Here is a 22,952-nt window from a genome sequence, read left to right as displayed (position 1 = left end):
ATGAAAGACGAAATAATTCAATTCCTGAAGGAAAATATCATTGGCAAGAATTTATTTACGGATGATGTAGTCTATCAACTTGACAACGGAAAGTTAGAAGGCGTGTATAGCGACAAGATAGTGTTTTCCGATTTGGCAAAAACCGAAAACGGCTTTGGCTTCAATATGACTACAGTCACGCATGAACTGATTTATAATATGAATGGGAAAGGCTCAAGAATGACTATTGCCAAAGATTATACCGGGACGAGTGTGTTCCGCTATGAGCTGGCTATGAGGAAAAGCACTAATCAGATGACCGGCTATATGCGTTGTATCTCAACAACAGTCCAAAATCAGACGATGGAAGCTGTGGTCTGCGGAATATTCGATGTGAACTTTGACGGTAAAGAACTGAAATGGCAAGAAAACCAGTTGTTGTATAGAGACAACCCTATAGGAGATGACAACTATAAGCCTGTTGCTTTCGATGCCAAAGTCCGTTTCCACCTTGATAAGGGGAAAGCCGTGTTTGAATATCTTCCTACGCTTTGGGATGTAAATCCGGACACGTTAGCGAAAAGTTTGTCTAAAGACGATTACCCTGCTTATATATCAAAAGAAAGATAACAGTTTGACTACTTAAAATAGCAATTTATGGATTTGGCTGATTGGTTCAAAGGTTTTGAGAAAGGTATCACGAAACTGCCAGAAGCGCAAAGGGAAACTTTCTTCCGTGAGTGCGGCAAGAACTGTGTGCAATGCGGCACGCTTCAGATTTATAAAGACTTGTATGAACAGGCGGCTGGAGACTTTGACCAGTTTTTCGCCAAAGCCAATGAATTGCCGGGAGTAAAATGCGAAACGATAGAGAAAGGTTCTGTCTATGATTTATACTTCATGGAATGCACCTGTAGGCTTCATAAACAAGGTTATGTTTCGACACCTTTGCTTTGTGAATGCTCCAGGCAAAGCATTCTTTATGTTTTGCAGTCGTTGTGGAATGACAGAACATTCCGAGTAACCATTTGTGAATCCATTTTACGCGGAAGCCAACATTGTAAGATGCGGATTGAAGCAAGCAACACTGATTTTGCTGAATTTGAAACGAAAATATAGAATAGAATGACTTTAATATTGATATATTTGCTTCCTATCATGTTTATGCTCCATGAGTTTGAGGAAATGGTTATGCTGCCTGCATGGATTGAAAAAAATGAAAAAGAATTATCCCGGAGGTTTCCTGCATTGCGGTCAAAATTGTCTTTTCTACAAAGTCCTGCATTCGGCATTGCCGTGTGTGAGGAGTTTGTTATTATAAGTGCTTGTACTATGGCTACAATCATTACAGGAAACATGTTGTTCTGGTATATTTGTTTACTGGCTTTCAGCTTGCATTTTGTTGCCCACATTATACAATTCTTTATCATTCGCAAATATATTCCTGCCATTGTCAGCACCGTGTTATGTTTGCCTTATTGCGTCATGGCAATAAGTGCTGGTCAAGAGCAATATTCCAATGTAGAAAACGCTTTGTTAGGTGTTTTAAGCCTGGTTATTTGTATAGCCAATCTTTGCCTGATGCAAATCGTAACACCCAGAATTTATAAGTGGATTAAAAACAAGATGTGAATACCCGGAATGTGCATATCCCCCAAAAAGCGAAGTCAATTTGAGGGAAATGTTGGAAATCCTACAAAAAGAAACTGGAAACTTGGAGGTATAATCAAGAACAAATGCTATCTTTGCAAAGGTAACAGAAAAAAATAGAATTGTTCAACCCATATGAAATGGCAAGTGTGCATATAGCTGCGCTCAACGGATAGCATTTTAACCAAGCTATTCAGCAACGGACAGGCTTATAACAGGTTTGTCCTTTCTTGTTTTGCCATTATTCCAAATTCATAATCCTGCGATGTGTCATGCCGCCACGTGCAGCAGGACTTGTCGCATCCTATCAAGTTGAACAATGAACTATACATATAAGCATATTTGGCTCATCAACTTTCCTGTAATGATGAGCATCCTTATCGAACAACTTATCAATATTACCGATGCCATTTTCTTGGGGCATGTGGGAGAAATAGAGTTGGGCGCATCCGCCCTTGCCGGGATCTGGTATCTGGCTGTCTATATGCTCGGCTTCGGTTTCAGTCTGGGCTTGCAGGTTGTTGTCGCACGGCGCAACGGCGAACAACACTATTCCGAAACAGGGAAGACGTTCTTTCAAGGATTGTTTTTCCTGTCGGGACTTGCTGTCCTTTTGTGTTTGTTCTCCAAGCTGTTTTCCCCGATGATTCTAAGTAGGCTGATAACTTCTGCGGAAGTCTATCATGCCGTGATTGATTATTTGGACGGACGAATATGGGGACTGCTGTTCTCCTTTCCATTCCTTGCCTTACGCTCGTTTCTGGTCGGCATTACCCGTACAAAAGCCTTGAACGTGGCGGCCCTGACAGCCGTATTGGTGAACATTCCGGGCAACTGGCTGCTCATATTCCATTGGGACATGGGGATAGCGGGTGCAGCCGTCGCATCGTCTTTTGCCGAAGCGTGTTCATTGGCTGTGCTGACAATTCATGTCTTACGGAAAATGGACAGACGGCTTTATGGTTTGTATTGGAACTTTGATAAAGGTTTGTTACATCATGTTTGTCGTGTGTCCGTATGGAGCATGTTCCATTCGTTTATCGGAGTGGCCTCGTGGCTTGCTTTCTTCGTAGCTGTCGAGCATTTGGGAGAAATGGAACTGGCAGCTACCAATGTCATACGCAGTGTCTCGACGGTGTTCTTTGTCATCGTCAATTCGCTGGCGGCTACTACCGGTTCGCTGGTAAGCAATTTGTTGGGAGCCGGACAAAAGAGACAGGTCATCCCGCTATGTAACTGTGTTGTCCGTTTGGGATATGCCATCGGCTTTCCGCTGGTCATCCTTGCCGTGATTTTCTATCGTCCGATTATCGGTATTTATACGGAAAGCACAGCTCTGATGCAGATTGCCCATTTGCCGTTTGTAGTCATGTTGCTGAACTACATCTTTGCCTTGCCCGGCTATGTCTATATGAACAGCGTAACAGGTACGGGGGCGACACGCATGACGTTTATCTTCCAACTGATAACTATCGTGGCTTATCAAATTTATTTGTGGAGCATAAGCAGTTTCAGCACGTCATTGTCCGTTTATTGGACAGCAGAATATCTGTATGTGATATTACTCGGCTTGCTTTCTGTCATTTATCTGAAATATAAACACTATTAAGAACAGAACGTCATAATGAAAAAGATATATCCACGCACAGGCGACACGCAGACCGTGTACCTGAATGCCGTCGTGAAAGCCCCGTCTATCGAGGTGGGAGACTATACCATCTATAATGATTTTGTGTCCGACCCGTTGCTTTTCGAGCAAAATAATGTGCTTTACCATTACCCTATCAACCACGAGCGGCTGATAATCGGCAAGTTCTGTTCCATTGCCTGCGGCGCGAAATTCCTGTTCAACTGTGCCAACCATACCTTAAAATCCCTATCCACTTACACCTTCCCGCTCTTTTATGAAGACTGGGATTTGGAGAAATCGGACGTGGCAACGGCTTGGGACAACAAAGGTGACATCGTGATAGGCAACGATGTGTGGATAGGCTATGAAGCGGTGATTATGGCTGGTGTTCACATCGGCAATGGGGCAATCATAGCCGCCCGTGCCGTTGTTACGAAAGACGTGCCGCCCTATACGATAGTCGGCGGTGTTCCTGCCCGACCGATAAGGAAGCGTTTCGATGAAGAAGTGATACAGGAACTTGAAACGCTGCAATGGTGGAATTGGTCTGCCGAGAAGATACGGAGATGCTTGGCTTATATCGGGAATGGTGATGTGAACGGATTGCTTCAAATGCAAGGTGGTAAGTAGGAGCTGAATTACTACAACCTTGTTGAAAAGCCTTCAGACGGGAATGACTTCTATTGTGTGATTATATAATTATATAGTTATATAATTATATATATAATGAATTCAATCACCTTATATTCATTCTTGTACAATTTCACTATATGACATTCTTCATATTTGATATACAAATAGATACGAAATAGATACAACTATATAATTATATAAATATATAAAATCATAAATATATAATTATTAACTGTCTTTCCTTTGCTGTGAGCCGATAATTTTGTATCTTTGTAGGTGAATTATATAGCATAAATTCGCATGGACATGAAAAACAAGATTGTCATATTCAGCAACATCAAAGGAGGCGTTGGCAAGACGACCCTCTGTGCCTTGTTCGCAAATCATCTTATAGAGCATGGCTTCCCCTCATTTGTGATAGATGCGGACCTTCAGGCATCGCTGTTCCGTCACCGCCAACGTGAAAAGGACGCCGCACCGGACGCACAGATCCCGTGGAACGTGGAGATGCTTGACACGTCCGACCATAAGCGGCTCGTGCAGGTAATGGGCAAACTGAAAGAAGTGCCGGGTATCGTACTGATAGACTGTCCGGGAAACCTGAACGACCGCAACCTGGCATACATCTACCAATCAGCGGATACGGCAATAATACCCATATCATTCGACGCGGACACTGTGGACGCCACAGGCATATTCGTCAAGGCTCTGAAGTCGGTGTCATCAGCCGGCCTGATTTTCATCCCCAACCGAATCAACGCGGCCGAGAGGAAGGCGGAAGAGATACGGCAACGGGAACAGACCATCGGGTATCTCGGGCTGGTCGGCACCGTTACACCGATGGTGAGGCAGAGCGTGGCCATAAAGAGATATTCCACGCTGTACCCATTGGAGAAAAACCAGACGGAACTGCTTGAACCGGCTTTCAATAAAATCATCGAGGAACTTGATCTTAAAAAATAAAGGCTATGGCAAAGAACAGCAGACCGGAAATAGACAACCCGCTTGCGAACATGGGACTGGACGACATCGTGCGGGGCATAACGACACCAGGCAAGGATAAAGAACCCGTCGTGGATGCGAACGGCGACCCTGCCGCAGAAAGGGAGACAAAACGCCGCAAGAGAGGCAAGAAAGCCTTTGAGGAAAACCTCGCAAAATATACCGGCATAAGCGAGCAGGGATTTGCCATCTGGCTTCCCAAAGAGGTAAAGAAACGGCTTGAACTAATCCGCCTCAATGCACACCGTAATATTCCTTTGAGGTCGCTTGCAGCCGCAATAATAATGACTTACATTGAGGAGAATGAGGAGAGCCTCAATGAGTTATAGAATTGATATTGTTATAATATATAATTATATAAAATCATAATTATATAAGTGCATAATTATATGGTTATATAAAAAGAGAAGAGTATGGAAATTCTGGTGATTATAGCCGTGTTCTGGGTAGTAGGCAAAATCCTTAAAGGGCTGTGGGGCGGATTCAGGAAGTCTGATTACCGGAGAGACCGATAACCCGTTGGCAAGACAGACATGCAGGACACAGGCAGGACATACATAGCTATTGACCTGAAGTCGTTCTACGCCTCGGTCGAGTGTGTGGAACGTGGGCTTGACCCGCTCACGACCAATCTCGTCGTGGCCGACAGGAGCCGGACGGAAAAGACCATCTGCCTTGCCGTCAGTCCTTCGCTAAAAGCATACGGCATTCCCGGCCGGGCCCGGCTGTTCGAGGTTGAGCAGAAATTAAGGGAAGTCAATGCCGGGCGCAGAAGAAACTCAAGGGGATACAGGCTGACAGGAAAATCTGTGTCGGACATTGATCTGAAAGCTCATCCGGACTGGGAGGTGGACTATATCGCCGCTACGCCCCGCATGGCTTATTACATCGAGCACAGCACGCGCATCTACAAGATATATCTCAACTATATTGCCCCGGAGGACATCCATGTATATTCAATAGACGAAGTGTTCATGGACGTAACGGATTATCTGTCCACCTACGGAGTCACGGCACACGAATTGGCAAGAAGAATGATCGGCGATGTACTGCGGCAGACTGGCATCACGGCAACCGCAGGGATTGGCACCAATCTGTACCTCTGCAAAGTAGCAATGGACATCGAGGCCAAGCATATCCCAGCGGACAAGGACGGTGTGCGCATAGCGGAACTGGATGAGATGACATACCGCAGGAAGCTGTGGACGCACCGACCGCTGACGGATTTCTGGCGTGTGGGAAAAGGCATAGCCAGCAAACTGGAGCAATACGGCATCTACACGATGGGAGACATCGCAAGGCAGTCCGTCAGGAACGAGGAGGTGCTGTATCAGCTGTTTGGCGTCAATGCAGAGCTGCTGATAGACCATGCCTGGGGATGGGAGCCTTGCACGATGGAATTTATAAAAGCCTATAAGCCGGCAACGAACTCGTTCAGCAGCGGGCAGGTGCTCCAGGAGCCATACACGGTACGGAAAGCCCGTGTGGTAGTCCGGGAAATGGCGGAAAGCGCCGCTCTCGACCTGCTTGACAAAAGGATGGTTACAGACCAGCTCGTGCTGACCATCGGCTATGATACAGCCAGTCTGTCCAATGAAGATGCACGGACAACATATAAGGGTGAAGTAACGACCGACTACTATGGCCGGAAAGTCCCGAAGCACGCACATGGCACGGCCAACCTTGAAAGCCCGACATCATCCGCCCGGCTCATATCAGAAGCCGTCATGGAACTTTTCGGCCGGATTGTCAATCCCAAGCTGCTGGTGAGACGCATCAACCTGACCACGAACCATGTCGTCGATGAAGAAACGGCAGCCAAGAATCCGTCTCCGGTGCAGTATGACCTGTTCACAGACTATGAAGCGCTGGAAAGGAAACAGAGGGAAGAAAAGGAAAGGCTTGCCAAGGAGCGCCAAATACAGACGGCCATTCTGAACATCAAGAAACAGTTCGGTAAGAACGCCATTCTGAAAGGACTGAATTATGAAGAGGGCGCCACTGCCAAGGAACGTAATGAACAGATAGGAGGGCACAAAGCATGAATCACCCATACGACGACATCATCAACCTGCCGCACCATGTTTCCGAAAGACATCCGCAGATGTCCATGTATAACCGTGCTGCCCAGTTTGCTCCCTTTGCCGCATTGACCGGACATGATTCGGCCATCACAGAGGCCGCAAGGCTGACGGAGGCGGAAGAGGAACTGTCCGAAAGTGATGCTGAAGTGCTGAACAGGAAGCTGGCTTATCTGCAATCATTGGATGAAAAGCCGACTATTAGTGTTACTTATTTTGTGCCTGATGATAAGAAAGAGGGTGGAAGTTATCATACGGCGACCGGGATTGTCAAGAGTGTAGAGCCGGACAAAGGGGTTCTACAGTTCGAGGATGGCACGGGTATTCCTGTCATCCGTATTAAAGACATTGATGGGGAATGTTTTTTGACCGAATAGAAAATGTATTGTCAAATTATAAACGTGCAATGTTGCAATAAAAAACAGTAAAATGGATTACATAGACAAATATTCGATAAGTGTATGTACGAAAAAGCAGATTACGGCACAGGAGGTGTACGACATGATTTTCTCCGACTATCCTCCTCTTGTAAGGTTGCTTTTCAATATCCGGAATAAAATTGTAAAAAGGTTCGGGCTGAAAGCCAGTAACGGCTTTAACGACCTTATAACGGAAAACTCCACCAATCACATACAAATTGAAAAAGACGACAGGCATCTATTTCTTGAAATCAAGATTGAGTGTGGCGAGCTGGTAAAATCGGAGCAGGCAATCAGTATCTGCACATCCGTTAAATTTCACAATGCTTTGGGACGGATATACTTCTTTTTCATAAAACCTTTTCATAAATTATTATGCCGCATGGCATTGAATAAAATAAAAATGTCAGAAGTGAATGTCGGTGGCCGATAAAAAAGGAGTTGGGATAGACCTCAGCAAATGCCGCAGCCGCCACCATCAGGACGGCTGCAGCTACTTTTCGCATCAGGCGACAGGCTCAAGCATTCTCTTTTGATAGTCGATAATTTCATCCATTGTCAGCCATTGCGGTTTCTCATCCTCCTTGAAACTGTCATGCAACAGTATCATGTACTCGATTTGTCGCTGTTCATCGCCAGCCCACAGGCGTTTTGGATTCCTGTTGCCATAGTTCAGATAATACTCGCAATCTGACTGCATTCGGGACAGGAGCATATAGCGGAACTTCTTGTCATGCTGTAAAACTTCTTCTTTTGTCATATCTTTTCTATTTTAATATCTGTTTAATCCGTTACTTCAAAAAAATAATTCAACTCGTCATCTTTCAGATTTTCGACCGCGTATAGGTCTGCCTGCTTCCATAGGTCATTGTAAAGTGCTGCGACTTCGGGGTGGCTCTTGTGATGCTGCCAAATCTTGTGATTGAGAACCAATACCAATTCGGTCAGAAACTTGTAGTTCTCATTCCACTCCTTGAAAGCACGGTTGTATGTGTCCCGGATAGCCGAAAGCCCAAACCGGTCGGCTATTGTGAAATCTTCCCAAAAGGTTGTCTGTACCGTGTAGCCGTTCTCGCTAATAAATTCTCTGAATGTCATAATGCTTCAATTTTAAGTTTGATTTTTTTCCCTCTGATACAATCCTGTACCGGAAGGCTGTTTATTTTTCTGCCCGAGGATTGGCGACCAGTCCAAGAACAAGGATGCTGCGAAAAATACGCTCGCCAGCGGAGACGGTGAGGAAGATTTTTCGCCAGCAAACAAGGAGGTCCTTGAGCGGACTGACAGGCGGCAATCGAAATTTGCAGAAACAATAGACGGCTTACGGTCCGGATTATAGAGGCGAACAGAAAATAATAGAAAAGGGAAAAGAGGTATATATAAAAGGTTAGTCCGGATGAGTCAGAACAGGTTGCCCGGCCCGCAAAAGGGTCTTTCATGCAGAATGAAAGGAATATGCCGCAACACATCCCATAGACGGCTGCGGCATTCATTGCCATGTTTGTCATTCTCACGCGGACTTTTTACGGTTTCTGGTCTTCCAGCCGTAAACATCGGCGACATACGGATAGAGGGAGCGGGTTCTCCGGCGAAAGCCTTCCTCGTCGATTTCCCCACTGTAGATTTTGGCGGCAATGCGTTCCGCTTCGTCCCTGTCTTTGGCTATACGGTACAAAACATAGTTTGTTCCGTCATGGTGAATCATGCGCCCCCGAATGTTGTAACCATCACCGTACCACTCGGCTTCATCACATTGGGAGTGCAATATGTCGGCGATATTGCTGCCCAGTATTTGGTAGCCTTGCCTCCGGCCATACCACAGCCCTAAATCGGCAAACACCATGATAACGCCGTCAATGTGCTTGTTCAAGTTATGCCGTTCGTCATCCAAATAGCCGTACACCTCGTCCGCCCATTCTTCTTCACTGACAATGTAAGTGTTGTCATCTTGCACCTCACGCTGAAATTCCTGGTATCTTTCTCTTGCATTATCATCCAACCTGTCCTCGCTCGACCAAATAATCTGTTTCATGTCTTTTAATTTTATAAGTTAATATTCTTCCTGTGCGGCTCAATTTTAACGAAGTCCCTATAGACACATTCGTGCTCTTTCCGGCAAAGCAAGCCGTTGGGTAGAATGTCATTGCCGTATACACAAACATGCACCGCTATTCTACTCTCTGTGTCAAGTAGTTGGCAAAACTCTTTCCAGTGTTCAAATTGCGCTTTCGCCATTTCAACCAGAGTCTTTTTCCCTATATTGCCGACCCCATTTTCTTCCAACTGACACAGAACTTCTGCGTTTTCATTGTCGATGATTGCTTTTACCCATCCTTTGAAGCTGTAAATTCTCTCCATTTGATATGATTTTAATTGTTTGTTTTTCTTCCCTCTCTTCAGAGGTTTCGCCTCTTCCGACGGGATTTGATTTTATGTGCAGGATACAAGCCGGAAAGGAGGGAACAAGGCAAGGAGGAAGCGGACAGTCCATGACGATTGCATTTGTGTTCAAGAAGTATTGACGAGCCTGCGAGTTGATGGTTGTTAACCACAAATGTAGCCGCGCCTTGACGGTTCCCGCCCGGCTTAACTTTGCACAGGAAAATCAATGGACGGCGGGACCGGCATGGAGATACAGTATAAAAGGAACAGGCTCGAGGAGAATAACAATGAGCATAAGAAAAGCGACCCGAAGGCCGCTTTTGACCGGGAAGCAGGAGGTTATTTTTTGCCCCGTTTCGGTTTCGCTGCCGGCTCCGCAGGGGCTTCCTCCTTTTCCGCTGCCGGGTAGAACTTGACGGCTACCATCGTGATGCTATTATGCTCGATGCCGTCTTTGTCTGTCCATCTTTCGGGCTTGAAATAGCCCTCCACGGTAAGCAGGGTGCCTTTGGCCAGGTAGTCGAAAGACCCTTTGTTCTCGTTTTTGCGCCACGCCTCAAAATTCAGGAAAGCGGACACCCGGCTGGTCTGATCGCCGGACTTCTCCTGACGGCCTACGGCCAGGGAGAAACGTGCTACACTTGCGCTGGTGAAACTGCGGATTTCAGCGTCCTTACCTACGAAACCTGTCACTGTGAATGTGTTCTCAATCTTTTTCATAATTCAATGCTTTTAGAAGTTAAACAAATCAATTTTACGATGCCCAAAAAAGTAGGTGTCGCAAAGGGATGCACCAAGGACTGCCAGCAAATACTCTTTATTTTTGGTCCCCCAAAACCGCAGGCCCGATAAAGGAAGATTTGTACAGCTGTGCATTGGTCAAGGCTTGTCAAGCCGCTCCCGACCGCATACTATCTTTGCGGCGGAAAATGATTGTGACTTCGGCCAAAAGCAGTAGTGAAAAAGTAGAACACGAAGCGACGGGCTTCGGAAGGACGTGTCCGCAAGGCGCAAGCAGGCATATTCTCCCCGTAGTGCCGGCATGAAGTCGGCAGGCCAGCCACACCCGCTTGACATTGAAGCGGCAAAAAGGAGCCAATGGCGGGCCAAAAAGCCCTGCGTGGAGGGCCATGACCGGAAGTTCAACAGCCGGCTTTGCGCAAAGCATCCGTCAGGCGTCTGTTCCGGCTGCAATGGGAAGCAGGAGGCAGGCAGGAAAGCGGGCAGGAATGCCCCCTGCGGGCAAAAGCATGAGGGTCGCTCCGCAGCGAATGGAATGTGCAATAAAAGGGTGTGGTGCAGCCAAAAGAAAATAAAAAAGGAATCCCTGCCCCCGGAAAATAGCCATGATAAAAAGTATCGAAGGTACATATTCTCAATACGGCGTATTGAGAATATGACCTTGAATAATCCAGAAAATGCAATCTATACATATACAGCAAGGTCAGAAACGGGCAATCATGATGCGATGCTCGAAGACCTTGTTTTTATCGCTCGGTTTCCTCTGGCATAGCCACAGATGATGTGCCCCATAACCGAATATGAAATACTCGTCAAGCCTGGTCTCTTTCTTTAGACGTTCCATACTTGTGCGAAGTTCAGCTTCATTACACGAAAAGAGAATCGTATTCATAATTCTAAAATACAGGTTTATCACTTCCTCGCAATAGGGACAGAAGATATGTTCTATCGTTACATTCATGACAATCTATTTTGATTAAGCCTTTTCAGGAGCATTGTTTATAATAACTTTTCCAACAGAGTTATATACCTCGATTGTCGGACTGCCACCGTTTTCATCGGGGGACATACATTCCGATGTATCGGGTAACGCACGCCATTCGTCGTAGCACAAACGGCTGTCAATGATATTCGAAACATCTTCACATTTCCATGAACGGACAATGGCTTCCGCATCTTCGTAGCTTTCAGCTTCCACAGTGAAATAATCACGTTCCCAGGCTGTAACCTTACAGTCTTGATAAAACTGATATTTTCCCATATACCTGTCTTAATTTAATTCTACAATGTCATCTATTCTGCCGTACAATATTGACCTTAATGCAGTCTTGTCAATGGCATAATACTCACAGATGAACCCATGTTGTTTCACAAAATACCGCTTAAGGACATCCGAGAAATCGAAGTGATAGCCATTTAAGGCAATTCCTCGCTTGAAATAAACGCTTTCCTTCACGCTGCGGGTTATCCAATTTTTATCTTCACGGCTCAACTTGCCTCCATTATTGAGGCTCTCACGAAGTTTGTACGCACGGCTATTCCGCAATGTCTCCAGTGCAGGCACTTCCCACTGGACAAATTTGTTTGCTATCGGTGTCATAAGTATATTCTTATTATTCATAAATGATTACTTCATCTCGGTATTCGGATATTTCTTTTCCGCTGGTTAGGGAGACAATGATTCTGTCCCCATAGTCGCCGACAACAGTTCCCTCTGTATAACCCTTGTACGGGGTAAGCAAGGTGCAGCTCTTACCTATGATGTCGGACTGTTCTTCATTCTCGTACATAAACCTGTCTTTATTTGATGTTCCAAACTCCATTTGAAAACGTCCTGAAGCTCACATACTCATTCGCAAGCTCATAAGAATGTATGCGAATGTAAATTCGCTTAGGTGCTTCCAGCAAGGCAATCAATTCATCCATTTCTTTTTGAGGACATTCCCATTTAGAGTAAAATTCACTCTCGACACATTGTCCATGTCTCGCAATGTTGCTATCACAGAAATTCTCTTCTATGAACTGCTCAATCGTAATAAGGTCTTTTTCGTTCTCTGTCTGTGCAAAGAAATTGTTTGTTGCGTAATTTGCCATAATCTCAATATTTTAAGTTTTTTTCTTCCCTCTGGTAGCATCCGCTACTTTCGGGCTTGATAAAATTTTGGCGCAACAAAAGGTGTCATGGAACATTCCGGCAAGGTTTCGCAGCAAAATACAACCTCAGTGAAACCGAGGTGGAGATTTTGGTGAGAATCGGCAGACTTGACCTTGTGAACAATGGGGCATGACATATACCTTCGCGACATAATTCTTATCAGGAAGGTCGAAAGTCGGTGTGCGGAGTATCGGAAGATGCTTCCCGTATAAAAGAGGGGTGCAGCGAAAAAATAAAAAGGGGGAAGAGAGTTTTTCGGTGATTTGATCAAGGCATCGAAATTCAGTTTAGTTTGGTTTATTAGCTCTATATATAGGCTAAATTAAACTAAACTGTATTTAGGCAGGAAAATGTGACTGCCTATTGATGGAAAGTTGTATCTTTGCATTATCCTGTCGCCATTGAACCATATAATGTGTTTTTTTCTTTTGGCTGCAAAAATAGCCATTGGGAAAGTCAGACGATTTTGCAAGGGGATGTTTGAGCCGTAAGTCTGCTTGTCGAGACACTCAAATGTTACCAAGTGCAAAGAATGAAATCAAATGAAAAGAAAAAAACACAGAATTATCAAAAAAGACAGTTTTGTTTCTAATTTGTTTCTTAGAAGCAATATGGATTTTGTATAGTATTGATTTTGAATGTATTACAAAAGATGTATAGAAATTTACCAGATTTAATTAATAAAACAGCGACAAAAATTCTTCTTCTTTCTGTAAAAGAAACAGATTTAATAAATACAATAGGAAATTATTCAACCGATTATTGTCACCGTATTATTAATGCTCTCATTGAAAATGACTGCATGAAGCCTATACCTGATATCATCAATAATTTTGGAGGATTAGTATGTGAACGAATAGCAAGTGGCAATGTAGCCATAAATGATTATACAACTAAAATTGTAAAAAATATCGATGGCTCTAAATTAACTCATGTGCTTTCTGTCATTCGTGACTCTTATTGCAATAGCAACATAGTAATGGATGTAAATAGATTTAAGATTCTTGAATTAAATCTAAGAAAATATGGTAGGCTGAAAGAAAGAGCAGGAGACGTCATTGATAAAATAATAAAACCTGTTATACAGAACGATGACGCAAAAGATATAATTTTCCAAAACGCAGCTTTTTATAAAATGCTCGTAACCTCAGCTGACAATATTGACGATTTCAAGACTAAACTGAAAGGAACTTGGTCTAAAGAAGATGTAGCCAAAATATTAGATGATTAATTTGATATGAACCCATACCAATACATGATTATAGATTTAGAGAGACGCGGTGACAAGCAAATGTTTGTCACCGAACGTGTTTCTTCTATTTATCAAAACAAGAATGGACTTTGGACTGTTCAGTTTTCGTCATCACCACGTGTATTCAATTACAATCCGTCACGTTTACTTTATCTAACACATCCTGATACAATCAATCTTGGAGAAAAAGGGCTATACATCAATAATAAACACATTAACAATGTTACAGAATTACTACGTTTTACAGATGGTCGCTACATTTTTTATCGAGTGACCTATGACAATGGCTACTATGAGAATCTAGAAGGAAACGAGGTCTATATTACCCGTACCCCGATTGACAAAAATGGAGGTTCTATTTGGGATTATCTTCGCAAACTGGCTGATGAAACAGGACTGATTGCGGAAAAAGATGATGAAAGTATTCTATCCAAACAATATGAATTGGTAGATGTGAAGCGTGACAATGTTCCCTTGGCTCAATACCTAGGTGACAAAACAAAATTGGCAACTTACCCCATGCCCAAACAAGTCTATTATCCGTTTGGATGCAATGCCAGCCAAAAAGCGGCCGTAGAAGCAGCATTGACACATCAGGTAAGCATTATTCAGGGACCTCCGGGAACCGGTAAGACACAGACGATACTGAATATCATTGCCAATCTGCTGATGAAAGGTAAAACGATATTAGTCGTATCAAACAATAACTCGGCTGTAGAGAATGTAGCTGAGAAGCTAAAGGGAGAAGGACTTGGCTTCCTTGTGGCCCAACTGGGCAGTGTACAAAACAAAGAAACATTCATCGCCAACCAGCCAGAGTATCCTACTATGACAGATTGGAAGCTAGAAGAACAAACAACTACAAAGAATCTGGCGAAAGACTCACTTCAAGCCGTTTCACAAGGATTTGATGGACAACTCCGGCAGGCCAAACTAAAGGCAGAATATGATGCCCTATTAAAAGAATCGAAATACAACGAAATGCGGGAAGACAACCATACAGAAGATGAATGGTTGAATGGCAAACCATCGACTAAACTTATGAAATTGCTCAACCGCTATCAGATGATGGTTGAGAACGGACATAAGCCAGGTTTATGGTTTAGATTGCAATGGGCTTTTTCATTAGGAACTAAAATATTGACATTTTTAAATAGAAAAGCAATAGATGTCATACACAGTTTGGAGTCGGCCTATTACTTTTCTCGAAAAACAGAATTAGAGCAAGAGCTGGAATCGATTGCTTCGGCACTCCAAAGCATAGATATCCAGAAGAGTATGAAAGAACTTCGCTCCTCTTCTCTGCAACTATTGAAGGATAAGATTGCTAAACGGTATAATACCGGACAAAGGAAAAAATTTACGATCAAGGATATTAAGCCCAGAACAGAAGAGTTCATGAAAGAATATCCGGTTGTGCTCAGTACCACTTATTCGGCCAAAAGCTGTATAAGTAAAGACCTGGTATTTGACTATGTGATTATGGACGAAGCTTCACAAGTGGATATTAAGACGGGGGCTCTGGCTCTATCATGTGCCATGAACGCCGTGATTGTGGGTGACGATAAACAGTTACCCAATGTGGTAAGCCGAGAAGAAGAATTGGCGTTGAAGGCTATTCAGACCACATATCAAGTGGACGACCGATACAATGCTGTCACACACAGTTTCCTACAATCGTGCGTAGAAATATTTCGAGATGCGCCAGTAACACTGCTTAGAGAACATTATCGTTGCCATCCGAAAATCATAGAGTTCTGTAATCAGCGCTTTTACAATGGAGAACTAGTTGCCATGACTACAGACGAAGGAGAAAAAGATGTATTGCAAGTGATGCGAACTGTACCCGGCAACCATGCCAGAGGACATTTCAACCAACGTGAAATAGATGTCATTACGCAAGAGGTGTTACCGGAATGTGCAGAGTCGGAAAGCATAGGTATTATTACTCCGTATCGGGCACAAGCTGAAGCAATCAACAAAACCATCGGAAAAGACATAGCCAGTACAGTACATAAGTACCAAGGGCGGGAATGTGACACCATCATTATGAGTATGGTAGACAACTCTCCTACCGAATTTTCGGATGACGCCAATTTGCTTAATGTGGCCATTTCACGTGCTAAGACCAAATTATGTCTGGTTACAAACGGAAATGAAATGCCAGAGGATTCCAATCTCAGCCAGCTAATCAGTTATATTCAGTACAACAATTTTGAAGTGAAATCCAGTAAATTGCATTCTGTTTTTGATTTGCTCTATCAGCAATATACAGCAGAAAGATTGGCTTACGAAACTGCTCATCCTGCCGTCTCTGAACATTTATCAGAGAATCTAATATACAATATCCTGTTAAAAGCTATTGCTGAATTAGGTTTGCCCCATACAGGAGTACTTTGTCATTATCCACTGTCCAGACTTATTGCCGACTGGAATCAACTGGAAGATAAAGAAAAAGCGTTTGCCGAAAGTCCATTCTCACATGTGGATTTTCTGCTTTATAACTCCCTGACCAAACAGCCGATCTGTGCCATAGAAGTGGACGGATGGCATTTCCATAAAGAGAATGGCGCCCAACAATCACGTGATGCGTTGAAAGATCAGATCTTCACCAACATAGGACTTCGCCTGCTTCGCATTTCTACGACAGATACAGTGAATCAGGAAACGATAAAAAAATCATTATTAGCAATTTTATGAAATTAGGATATATACACAGCAACCGAGAAGAACAAACCCGAGTCATGCAAGTATTGAAAATGACTTCGGAATCTGTAGCCCTCGACGAACTCGGCATTGGCCGTATCCGTGATGCCTTCGCGGACCGTATGTTCCCCGGAATATCTACCCTGCAAAAGCACATGAAATATTTCTCGCTCATGCCGCAACTCTATCGCAAGGCAACCGAAAAACGATATAACCGTTTGTCGGAGGTGAAAGCGGAAATTATCCGGCTGGAACGCATCATGACAAAGAATCTTTACGAAGGCAGTGCGGACAAACGAGGCATCACGGGAAGTGAGATAATTGGTAAAAATACAAACAGTTATGTAAAATATGATCCGGCATACATCTACAATTCAGGATTGCAGACTTTTGGCATCTTACGCAGTCCACAGTTGTATGAATTAATCTATTACACTTCAAAGACCTTGCACAATGGGCCTAAGGTAACCAAGACAGATGACGAAGATACGAATGATGATGCAGATGAGAAGTCTGGCTTGTTCCAGTTCTGCGCTTTCCCTAATGTGGATTATGATTTTACCCAGAAATGTACATTAGACCTGACCGTAGAGGATAAAGACTTCATTGTGGACCACATTCTGAACGCAGAAACATGTCAAGGTACCTTATTACGTTACATCGTAGATCATCCTGACTTTGTGATAGCCGATAGTTTTGAACAGATTCCCTCCCGCCAGTTGCCGCAGGAGATTGGAGAACTGCAAGACCTGGCCCGACGTTTCGCTGATTTTATATATATGGTACACATCCGATATAACTATATCTATTCGAAATATCAGGATGAAGAAATGCGAACTAAGTTTCTGGAGAAACTCGAAGAATACCGGAATAGTGGTACAGATATAGACGAAGTACTGAATGCCGTAAGTATACGGGAGAACAGTGGAAAATGGTTCTGCAAAGAGATTGCGGAACGCATTGCAGCCAATGACATTGAAGAAGATGGAGGTTTGGATCAGTTGATTATCAACCGGGAACGAAGAGTAAAGGGAAATCGCAGAAAAATAGGAAATCCTGCATATATTTACGACAAGAAGAACCGCATACACTACTATAAACTCACCTACCGATGGGAAACGGTAAAGACCTTTGCCGAGGAATTAAGAAAGGAGGCGGTCAATGGCTGATGCATTATGGAATGACATTGTCTATACGGATGTGTTGCAAAGCGATGGTTTTGTGATAGATTATGCGGTTTGTACTACCTACAGTCTGGACATGCCTTCCCTATTGTCGGTTCCTTTTATGTTGGGTACGATGACCGATTTGACGGAAACGGCCATGCGCTCTCCTCACCTGATACTGGAGACGATCAATCAATCGGCTGGCAAGTTTGCCGTTTTCTGCAATGCCGGATGTATGTCGGTACCGCAGGCCAATTCCAAAGTGTATTCACTCCTGGAGCAGAGCGTTGTACAGATAACACTGCAAGCAAAAGGGGGTGGTTTCGTCAATTTTCATCCTAAAGTATGGCTCATCAAAGAAACGAACCCAGACACCGGTGCCCAGCAAATCAAACTGATTGTCCTTTCCCGTAACCTTACCGGTTCCAACGACCTGGACGTGGTATGTGAACTTATTGGTAAAATCGGTGCCAAACCGGCCACCCGAGAAGCGCAAGTCAAGCATGCACCGCTTGTAGACTTCCTCACATGGTTAATCGCAAAAGCCGATAACCGTACTATCCGTAAAAATATGCGTTCACTCTGTAAGGACATTGACAGCATTGAACGATTTGACCTTACCGATTCTCCTTTTGAGGATTACGAGTTTTTCCCTATGGGGATACCTAGATATGATGGATATACAAAGTGCTTTGAACAAAGTATGCTGAATCATGCGGTAGAAATGCTGGTCATCTCCCCTTTCGTGGACAAGAATATCTTGAATCAGATGGTCAGTTGCAGTCCAGGTGCTAAAAAGACACTCATCACACGACAGGCTTCGGTTACGCAAGAAGTCATAAACTTGTTTAATGACGGTGTCTACGCTCCCAAGGAAGTACTGACCGACAAGGTGGAAAAAGATGTGGCTGTCGACTTGCACGAGAAAGTGTATTTCGTACGCCGGTACGAAGGCAATCTTAGTTATAATCATCTATATCTCGGTTCTACCAATGCTACTATGAATGGATTCGGGCGGAATGTGGAGTTTTTGCTGCACCTGAAGTTCGCCCCTTACAAATCCTCGTATGAAAAATACCGAAGTGAACTGATTAACGACAGTAAGGAATGTATGTTCGAGCAGGTCATTTCGGTACCAGAGGAAGACGGTGGAAAAGAGGATGTCACCAACGAATTGATGTTGCGTCGTGCGATTTCGGCCATTCAGCAGGCACAAGTTACGTCTGATGACGGAGGCTATACTATTACCATTCAATGCCTGACTCACAAGATACCTTCGGAGCCTGTTTTTCTTTGTCCTTTAGGATGTGATGGTAAAGAACAAATTTTGACTGACGACTTGACATTTAAAGAGATACCACTGGATTCATTGACAGAATTCTATACAATACGAATTGGGGACTTGCGCCGTCTGATAAAAATACAGACGGAAGGAATAGCAGTCGAAGAACGGGACAAAGCGATATTCCGTTCCTTTATCAATACGAAAGGAAAGTTCATCAACTATTTGGCATTCATGCTGACAGATGAGGTGGAACCGTATATATTGGAAAGCCAGCAACTGGAAAAGGAGCTGGCCAATGATAACACGTCCTCTCTGGAACAGCAAATCAGCACCTCACTTTATGAGGACATGGTGAAAATGGCCTATAAAGACCCTGACCGCATCGCTTCTATCCGGCAAATTGTTGAGAAAGCAGACGAGACGGTCATCCCGGACCATTTCATGGAGATGTATAACACATTTGAAAACGTTCTTAAACAAATCAAACGCTTATGAGTCAGGAAGTAAAAGATTTTCAGCGTGCCACCGCAAATCGTATCCTGCATATCTATAAAGAATTAGGCCACCGTCGGGTATTGCTCGCTGATGAAGTGGGACTGGGCAAAACGTTCGTGGCCAAACAAGTCATCAACCTGGTTCGTGAATGGCACAAACAGAATAAGGATGACTTCTTTAAGGTGGTTTATATCTGTTCGAATGCCAACATAGCCGACCAGAACATTGAAAAATTAGGGGTTGAAAATCGGATGAGCATCAGTGAGAGTCGTCTGTCAATGCAGCATCTTTATATCAAATTGGCTGAGAAACGGATTACAGAACAGCATGAACAGGGAGAAATGCCTGAATCAATCATTCCGCTGACTCCTTCCACTTCCTTCCGTTTCTACAGTGCGCAAGGAACGGCCAATGAACGTGCCTTGATGTGTGATATCTTATGCGGACTGACTCAATTCAAAGGGTATAAGGAAGTTATCAGTGATTTTCTTAGCTGTAAAGTAAAAAACTGGCAGGAGCTTACGAACATTTATAACGAAAAAATCAAAGGATGCGGAGATGATTATCTTTGTGAGATGCATGGTAAGTTACAGACTATTTTGTCAGACAGTATCATCAATCAACTGATTGAGTATGCACAGAATGGTTGTGACAATCGTCAGCGGGCAGACATGATTAACAAGCTGCGTCGTATTTTCGCAGAAATCAGTATAGACATGCTCGATCCGGACTTGGTCATCATGGATGAGTTTCAACGCTTCAATTCACTGCTTGAACAAGGCAATGACGAGCAATCCATGCTAGCCAACAAATTCTTTGACGACAAACGCTCCAATACAAAAATTCTGTTGCTTTCCGCTACGCCCTACAAACCTTATTCCACCCTTGAGGAGCTGAACACGAATGGGAATGACGAACATTATCAGGACTTTATGAAAGTAATGGATTTTCTATATGCTACAAAAGATAAAGCCGACCGGTTCAAGTTGATATGGCACACCTATTCTGCCGCGCTGAAACGCACGGATGTGGTTGATTTGACACCACTTGTGTCTGCCAAGAACGAAGCGGAAGAGGCTCTGTATGGAGTGATGTGCCGTACGGAACGGTTCAACAGTGGCATTATAGACGATTCCCGCGTAAGTGATGTGCAGGTCATGACGGAAGATATCCTTTCGTTTGCGGAGGGGCAGCATCTGATGGATTGTCTGAGTCATGAAAATACGAGAGTACGTTTGGGAAATCTTCCCATGGAATACGTCAAATCTTCCCCCTATTTGTTGTCCTTTATGGATAAATACGAACTGAAGAAGCGAATTGTTTCGGCATTATCACATTCAGATGTAAAAAGATATGGGAAAATAGACGCATTGCTTCTATCGAGGTATGCCATCAACAATTATCGTCCCATCCCTGCTGCCAATGGGAAATTAAAGTATCTCCACGACCTCGTATTTGGAGCACGTCATGAGAAGAAAGCACAGTTGTTACTTTGGGTTCCTGCCTCCAATCCATACTATAAAGCCGGAGGTATGTTCGAGAGTAACGAAGCCCGCAACTTCTCCAAGATTATCCTATTCTCTTCATGGGAAATGGTACCGAGAATGATTTCCATCATGATGTCATATTATTCGGAGTTATATACTTTTGGAGAATTAAAGAAAACAGAACCAGAGATACGCTATACCTCTCAAAAGAAGAACCGTTACGGTGAGAATCGTTTAAGAGCCGACGGAATATTAGAGTATCCTTGCAAAACTTTGGCTGGACTTTTCTCTCCTACTATATTTTATGGAGAGAAACTTTCCTCAATCCGGAAAATTATCAAACAGAGAATTCAAGAAGAATTTATGCAGAATTCGCTTATACGTACCCTTCCACAACAAGGGCGAAACAACGCCAGACTTGTTCTTACGCTCATGAAAATACTGGATGGAAAGCCAGTAGAAGATTTGACCGGCTTGTATGTACCTTCAAATGCATTGGATGTGATGACGGACATTGCCATCGCTTCACCGGCGGTATGTGCTTATCGGCAATCTGGCAATGAAGAAGATGCCCAGATGGTGGCCAAAGCAGTAGTCTCTGTATTCAACAAGCCTGAAAGTGCAGCTGTGATAGACTTGATATACAATAAAAAGAACGATGATGATTATTACGAATCAGTCCTTGATTATTGTGCGATGGGGAATCTGCAGGCTGTACTTGATGAATATCTGCACATGACACAAACAGAGAATAAAAAACTGGGACAAGTAGTCACAGATGCCATTATCGGCACAAGCAATCTCAGCATAGACACCACTGATTCTTTGGGTAAGGAAGAGAAAAAACAACTGATGCGTTGCCACTTTGCTATCCCATTTATTGATAAGACAGTCACAGACAAATCTGTCGCACGTACCACCAATATCCGTAAGGCATTCAATTCTCCTTTCCGTCCATTCCTGCTTTCCACAACCTCTATCGGCCAGGAAGGTCTTGATTTTCATTGGTATGCCAGAAAGATTGTTCACTGGAACCTTCCTTCCAATCCTGTGGATCTGGAGCAACGTGAAGGTCGTATCAACCGCTTTAAGTGCCTGGCCATTCGTAGAAATGTGGTAAAATTATATGCCAGTGAGACTTATCATACTTGGGATGAATTGTTCTCTATGGCCTATTCAAATTTGAAAGGTATGCATTCGGACATTGTTCCTTATTGGTGTCTCCCTGTAGCAGAACTGACGGAAGAACAACGGGCAAAATTGGAATACATAGAACGTATTGTTCCGCTTTATCCGCTCAGTCGTGACCGATATAAGTACGAACGTCTTATTAAGGTGCTTGCCTTGTATCGCATGACACTGGGGCAGCCACGCCAAGAAGAACTGTTGAGCCTTTTGAGAAATATGCATCTCTCGGATGAACAGCTCAAAGAACTGACAATTGATTTATGTCCATACAATAAAAATTAAATTGATTATGGAATAAGTTTTTTTTTGTTCTTGTTTGTTGATTTATTTTTCCTTAAAAGTTAAGAATAACCAAATGTAAATCAAATTATAATACAACAATTTTATTTATTTGCATCTTAAAAGGTCTATACTGAAACCATTACAATACCTAATATCTTAGATTTTACGGCGTAAGCTTAATGGAATTCTATTTTTTATATTTTAATGCAATAAATAATATCATATTGTCATATTAAAAACTATGTTAGCAAAGTTAATATGTTATTTTACTCTTTGCTGACACAGTTTAAATTACATACCTTCTTATAGACAAAATAGGGTCGCATCATTATTCAATACAAACTTGATACGATCCTTTTAAGAGTTATAGCTAAAAATTGTAAGCACTCAATTTAGGGCATCCCCCTTTGAAAGGGCAC

Annotated in this window: 25 protein-coding genes; 15 read left to right on the top strand and 10 right to left on the bottom strand. The window is 43.4% G+C overall.

Translation table 11 applies throughout. The features are described 5' to 3' along the window. The 10 genes from BACSA_RS01940 to BACSA_RS01895 all read left to right on the top strand — a co-directional run bounded on the left by BACSA_RS01940 (window position 1) and on the right by BACSA_RS01895 (window position 7,827). Complete coding sequence (locus BACSA_RS01940) at window positions 1-609, top strand: hypothetical protein (protein WP_013616444.1); 609 nt, start codon at window positions 1-3, stop codon at window positions 607-609. Window positions 610-636: 27 nt separating this feature from the next. After that, window positions 637-1,098 carry a hypothetical protein gene (locus BACSA_RS01935; RefSeq protein WP_013616443.1) on the top strand — a complete coding sequence of 154 codons (462 nt, stop codon included), beginning with the start codon at window positions 637-639 and terminating at the stop codon, window positions 1,096-1,098. A 6-nt stretch (window positions 1,099-1,104) separates the two neighbouring features. Then, window positions 1,105-1,611 carry an HXXEE domain-containing protein gene (locus BACSA_RS01930; RefSeq protein ID WP_013616442.1) on the top strand — a complete coding sequence of 169 codons (507 nt, stop codon included), beginning with the start codon at window positions 1,105-1,107 and terminating at the stop codon, window positions 1,609-1,611. 337 nt (window positions 1,612-1,948) lie between these two features. Further along, window positions 1,949-3,238, top strand: coding sequence for an MATE family efflux transporter (locus BACSA_RS01925; RefSeq protein WP_013616441.1), 1,290 nt, complete (start codon window positions 1,949-1,951; stop codon window positions 3,236-3,238). 15 nt (window positions 3,239-3,253) lie between these two features. Next, window positions 3,254-3,889: a CatB-related O-acetyltransferase gene (locus BACSA_RS01920; protein ID WP_013616440.1), complete on the top strand. Its 636-nt coding sequence runs from the start codon at window positions 3,254-3,256 to the stop codon at window positions 3,887-3,889. Window positions 3,890-4,198: 309 nt separating this feature from the next. Next, a complete protein-coding gene (locus tag BACSA_RS01915) occupies window positions 4,199-4,855 on the top strand; it encodes a ParA family protein (protein ID WP_013616439.1) in 657 nt (218 codons plus the stop codon). Window positions 4,856-4,860: 5 nt separating this feature from the next. Beyond that, on the top strand, window positions 4,861-5,223 hold the full coding sequence (locus BACSA_RS01910; RefSeq protein WP_013616438.1) for a hypothetical protein: 363 nt from the start codon (window positions 4,861-4,863) through the stop codon (window positions 5,221-5,223). Window positions 5,224-5,427: 204 nt separating this feature from the next. Beyond that, on the top strand, window positions 5,428-6,939 hold the full coding sequence (locus BACSA_RS01905) for a Y-family DNA polymerase (RefSeq protein ID WP_013616436.1): 1,512 nt from the start codon (window positions 5,428-5,430) through the stop codon (window positions 6,937-6,939). Continuing rightward, window positions 6,936-7,352 carry a hypothetical protein gene (locus BACSA_RS01900; protein ID WP_013616435.1) on the top strand — a complete coding sequence of 139 codons (417 nt, stop codon included), beginning with the start codon at window positions 6,936-6,938 and terminating at the stop codon, window positions 7,350-7,352. Before BACSA_RS01905 ends, BACSA_RS01900 begins: the two co-directional genes overlap by 4 nt. A 52-nt stretch (window positions 7,353-7,404) precedes the next feature. Continuing rightward, window positions 7,405-7,827: a DUF2867 domain-containing protein gene (locus tag BACSA_RS01895; RefSeq protein ID WP_013616434.1), complete on the top strand. Its 423-nt coding sequence runs from the start codon at window positions 7,405-7,407 to the stop codon at window positions 7,825-7,827. A 72-nt stretch (window positions 7,828-7,899) separates the two neighbouring features. On the opposite strand, the gene BACSA_RS01890 is transcribed toward BACSA_RS01895, so the two are convergent. From BACSA_RS01890 to BACSA_RS01835, 10 genes are all read right to left on the bottom strand, one after another. Beyond that, the gene (locus BACSA_RS01890; RefSeq protein WP_013616433.1) at window positions 7,900-8,154 is read right to left on the bottom strand and encodes an LPD11 domain-containing protein; all 255 of its coding nucleotides are present in this window, start codon (window positions 8,152-8,154) and stop codon (window positions 7,900-7,902) included. A gap of 23 nt (window positions 8,155-8,177) precedes the next feature. Beyond that, on the bottom strand, window positions 8,178-8,492 hold the full coding sequence (locus BACSA_RS01885; RefSeq protein WP_013616432.1) for a hypothetical protein: 315 nt from the start codon (window positions 8,490-8,492) through the stop codon (window positions 8,178-8,180). Window positions 8,493-8,904: 412 nt separating this feature from the next. Then, window positions 8,905-9,426, bottom strand: a complete 522-nt coding sequence (locus BACSA_RS01875) for a hypothetical protein (RefSeq protein ID WP_013616431.1) — start codon at window positions 9,424-9,426, stop codon at window positions 8,905-8,907. Between the two features lie 11 nt (window positions 9,427-9,437). After that, window positions 9,438-9,752 carry a hypothetical protein gene (locus BACSA_RS01870; protein ID WP_013616430.1) on the bottom strand — a complete coding sequence of 105 codons (315 nt, stop codon included), beginning with the start codon at window positions 9,750-9,752 and terminating at the stop codon, window positions 9,438-9,440. Window positions 9,753-10,115: 363 nt separating this feature from the next. Further along, window positions 10,116-10,496, bottom strand: coding sequence for a single-stranded DNA-binding protein (locus BACSA_RS01865; protein WP_013616429.1), 381 nt, complete (start codon window positions 10,494-10,496; stop codon window positions 10,116-10,118). A gap of 724 nt (window positions 10,497-11,220) precedes the next feature. Beyond that, complete coding sequence (locus tag BACSA_RS19120; protein ID WP_013616428.1) at window positions 11,221-11,478, bottom strand: hypothetical protein; 258 nt, start codon at window positions 11,476-11,478, stop codon at window positions 11,221-11,223. 15 nt (window positions 11,479-11,493) lie between these two features. Continuing rightward, a complete protein-coding gene (locus tag BACSA_RS01850; RefSeq protein WP_013616427.1) occupies window positions 11,494-11,778 on the bottom strand; it encodes a hypothetical protein in 285 nt (94 codons plus the stop codon). Between the two features lie 9 nt (window positions 11,779-11,787). Further along, window positions 11,788-12,117: a hypothetical protein gene (locus BACSA_RS01845; protein WP_013616426.1), complete on the bottom strand. Its 330-nt coding sequence runs from the start codon at window positions 12,115-12,117 to the stop codon at window positions 11,788-11,790. Between the two features lie 13 nt (window positions 12,118-12,130). Further along, window positions 12,131-12,307 (bottom strand): hypothetical protein, encoded by a 177-nt coding sequence (locus BACSA_RS01840; RefSeq protein ID WP_013616425.1) that lies wholly within the window; start codon window positions 12,305-12,307, stop codon window positions 12,131-12,133. 10 nt (window positions 12,308-12,317) lie between these two features. Then, window positions 12,318-12,611 carry a hypothetical protein gene (locus BACSA_RS01835; RefSeq protein ID WP_013616424.1) on the bottom strand — a complete coding sequence of 98 codons (294 nt, stop codon included), beginning with the start codon at window positions 12,609-12,611 and terminating at the stop codon, window positions 12,318-12,320. Between the two features lie 713 nt (window positions 12,612-13,324). On the opposite strand from BACSA_RS01835, the gene BACSA_RS01830 reads away from it, so the two are divergent. Genes BACSA_RS01830 through BACSA_RS01810 form a run of 5 tightly spaced genes read left to right on the top strand, consistent with a single transcriptional unit; the run spans window position 13,325 to window position 22,533 of the window. After that, on the top strand, window positions 13,325-13,903 hold the full coding sequence (locus BACSA_RS01830) for a hypothetical protein (protein ID WP_041583830.1): 579 nt from the start codon (window positions 13,325-13,327) through the stop codon (window positions 13,901-13,903). 6 nt (window positions 13,904-13,909) lie between these two features. Next, window positions 13,910-16,624, top strand: a complete 2,715-nt coding sequence (locus BACSA_RS01825; protein WP_013616423.1) for an AAA domain-containing protein — start codon at window positions 13,910-13,912, stop codon at window positions 16,622-16,624. Continuing rightward, a complete protein-coding gene (locus BACSA_RS01820) occupies window positions 16,621-17,799 on the top strand; it encodes a DUF6361 family protein (protein ID WP_013616422.1) in 1,179 nt (392 codons plus the stop codon). The genes BACSA_RS01825 and BACSA_RS01820 overlap by 4 nt, the downstream gene beginning before the upstream one ends. Then, window positions 17,792-19,576: a phospholipase D family protein gene (locus BACSA_RS01815; protein ID WP_013616421.1), complete on the top strand. Its 1,785-nt coding sequence runs from the start codon at window positions 17,792-17,794 to the stop codon at window positions 19,574-19,576. The genes BACSA_RS01820 and BACSA_RS01815 overlap by 8 nt, the downstream gene beginning before the upstream one ends. Further along, window positions 19,573-22,533: a DEAD/DEAH box helicase gene (locus BACSA_RS01810; protein ID WP_013616420.1), complete on the top strand. Its 2,961-nt coding sequence runs from the start codon at window positions 19,573-19,575 to the stop codon at window positions 22,531-22,533. Before BACSA_RS01815 ends, BACSA_RS01810 begins: the two co-directional genes overlap by 4 nt. Window positions 22,534-22,952 lie beyond the last annotated feature (419 nt).

Source organism: Phocaeicola salanitronis DSM 18170, assembly GCF_000190575.1.
Taxonomy (GTDB): Bacteria; Bacteroidota; Bacteroidia; order Bacteroidales; family Bacteroidaceae; genus Phocaeicola; species Phocaeicola salanitronis.
The sequence above is the reverse complement of the archived record's forward strand: the minus strand, read 5'-3'. Positions and strand labels throughout refer to the sequence as shown.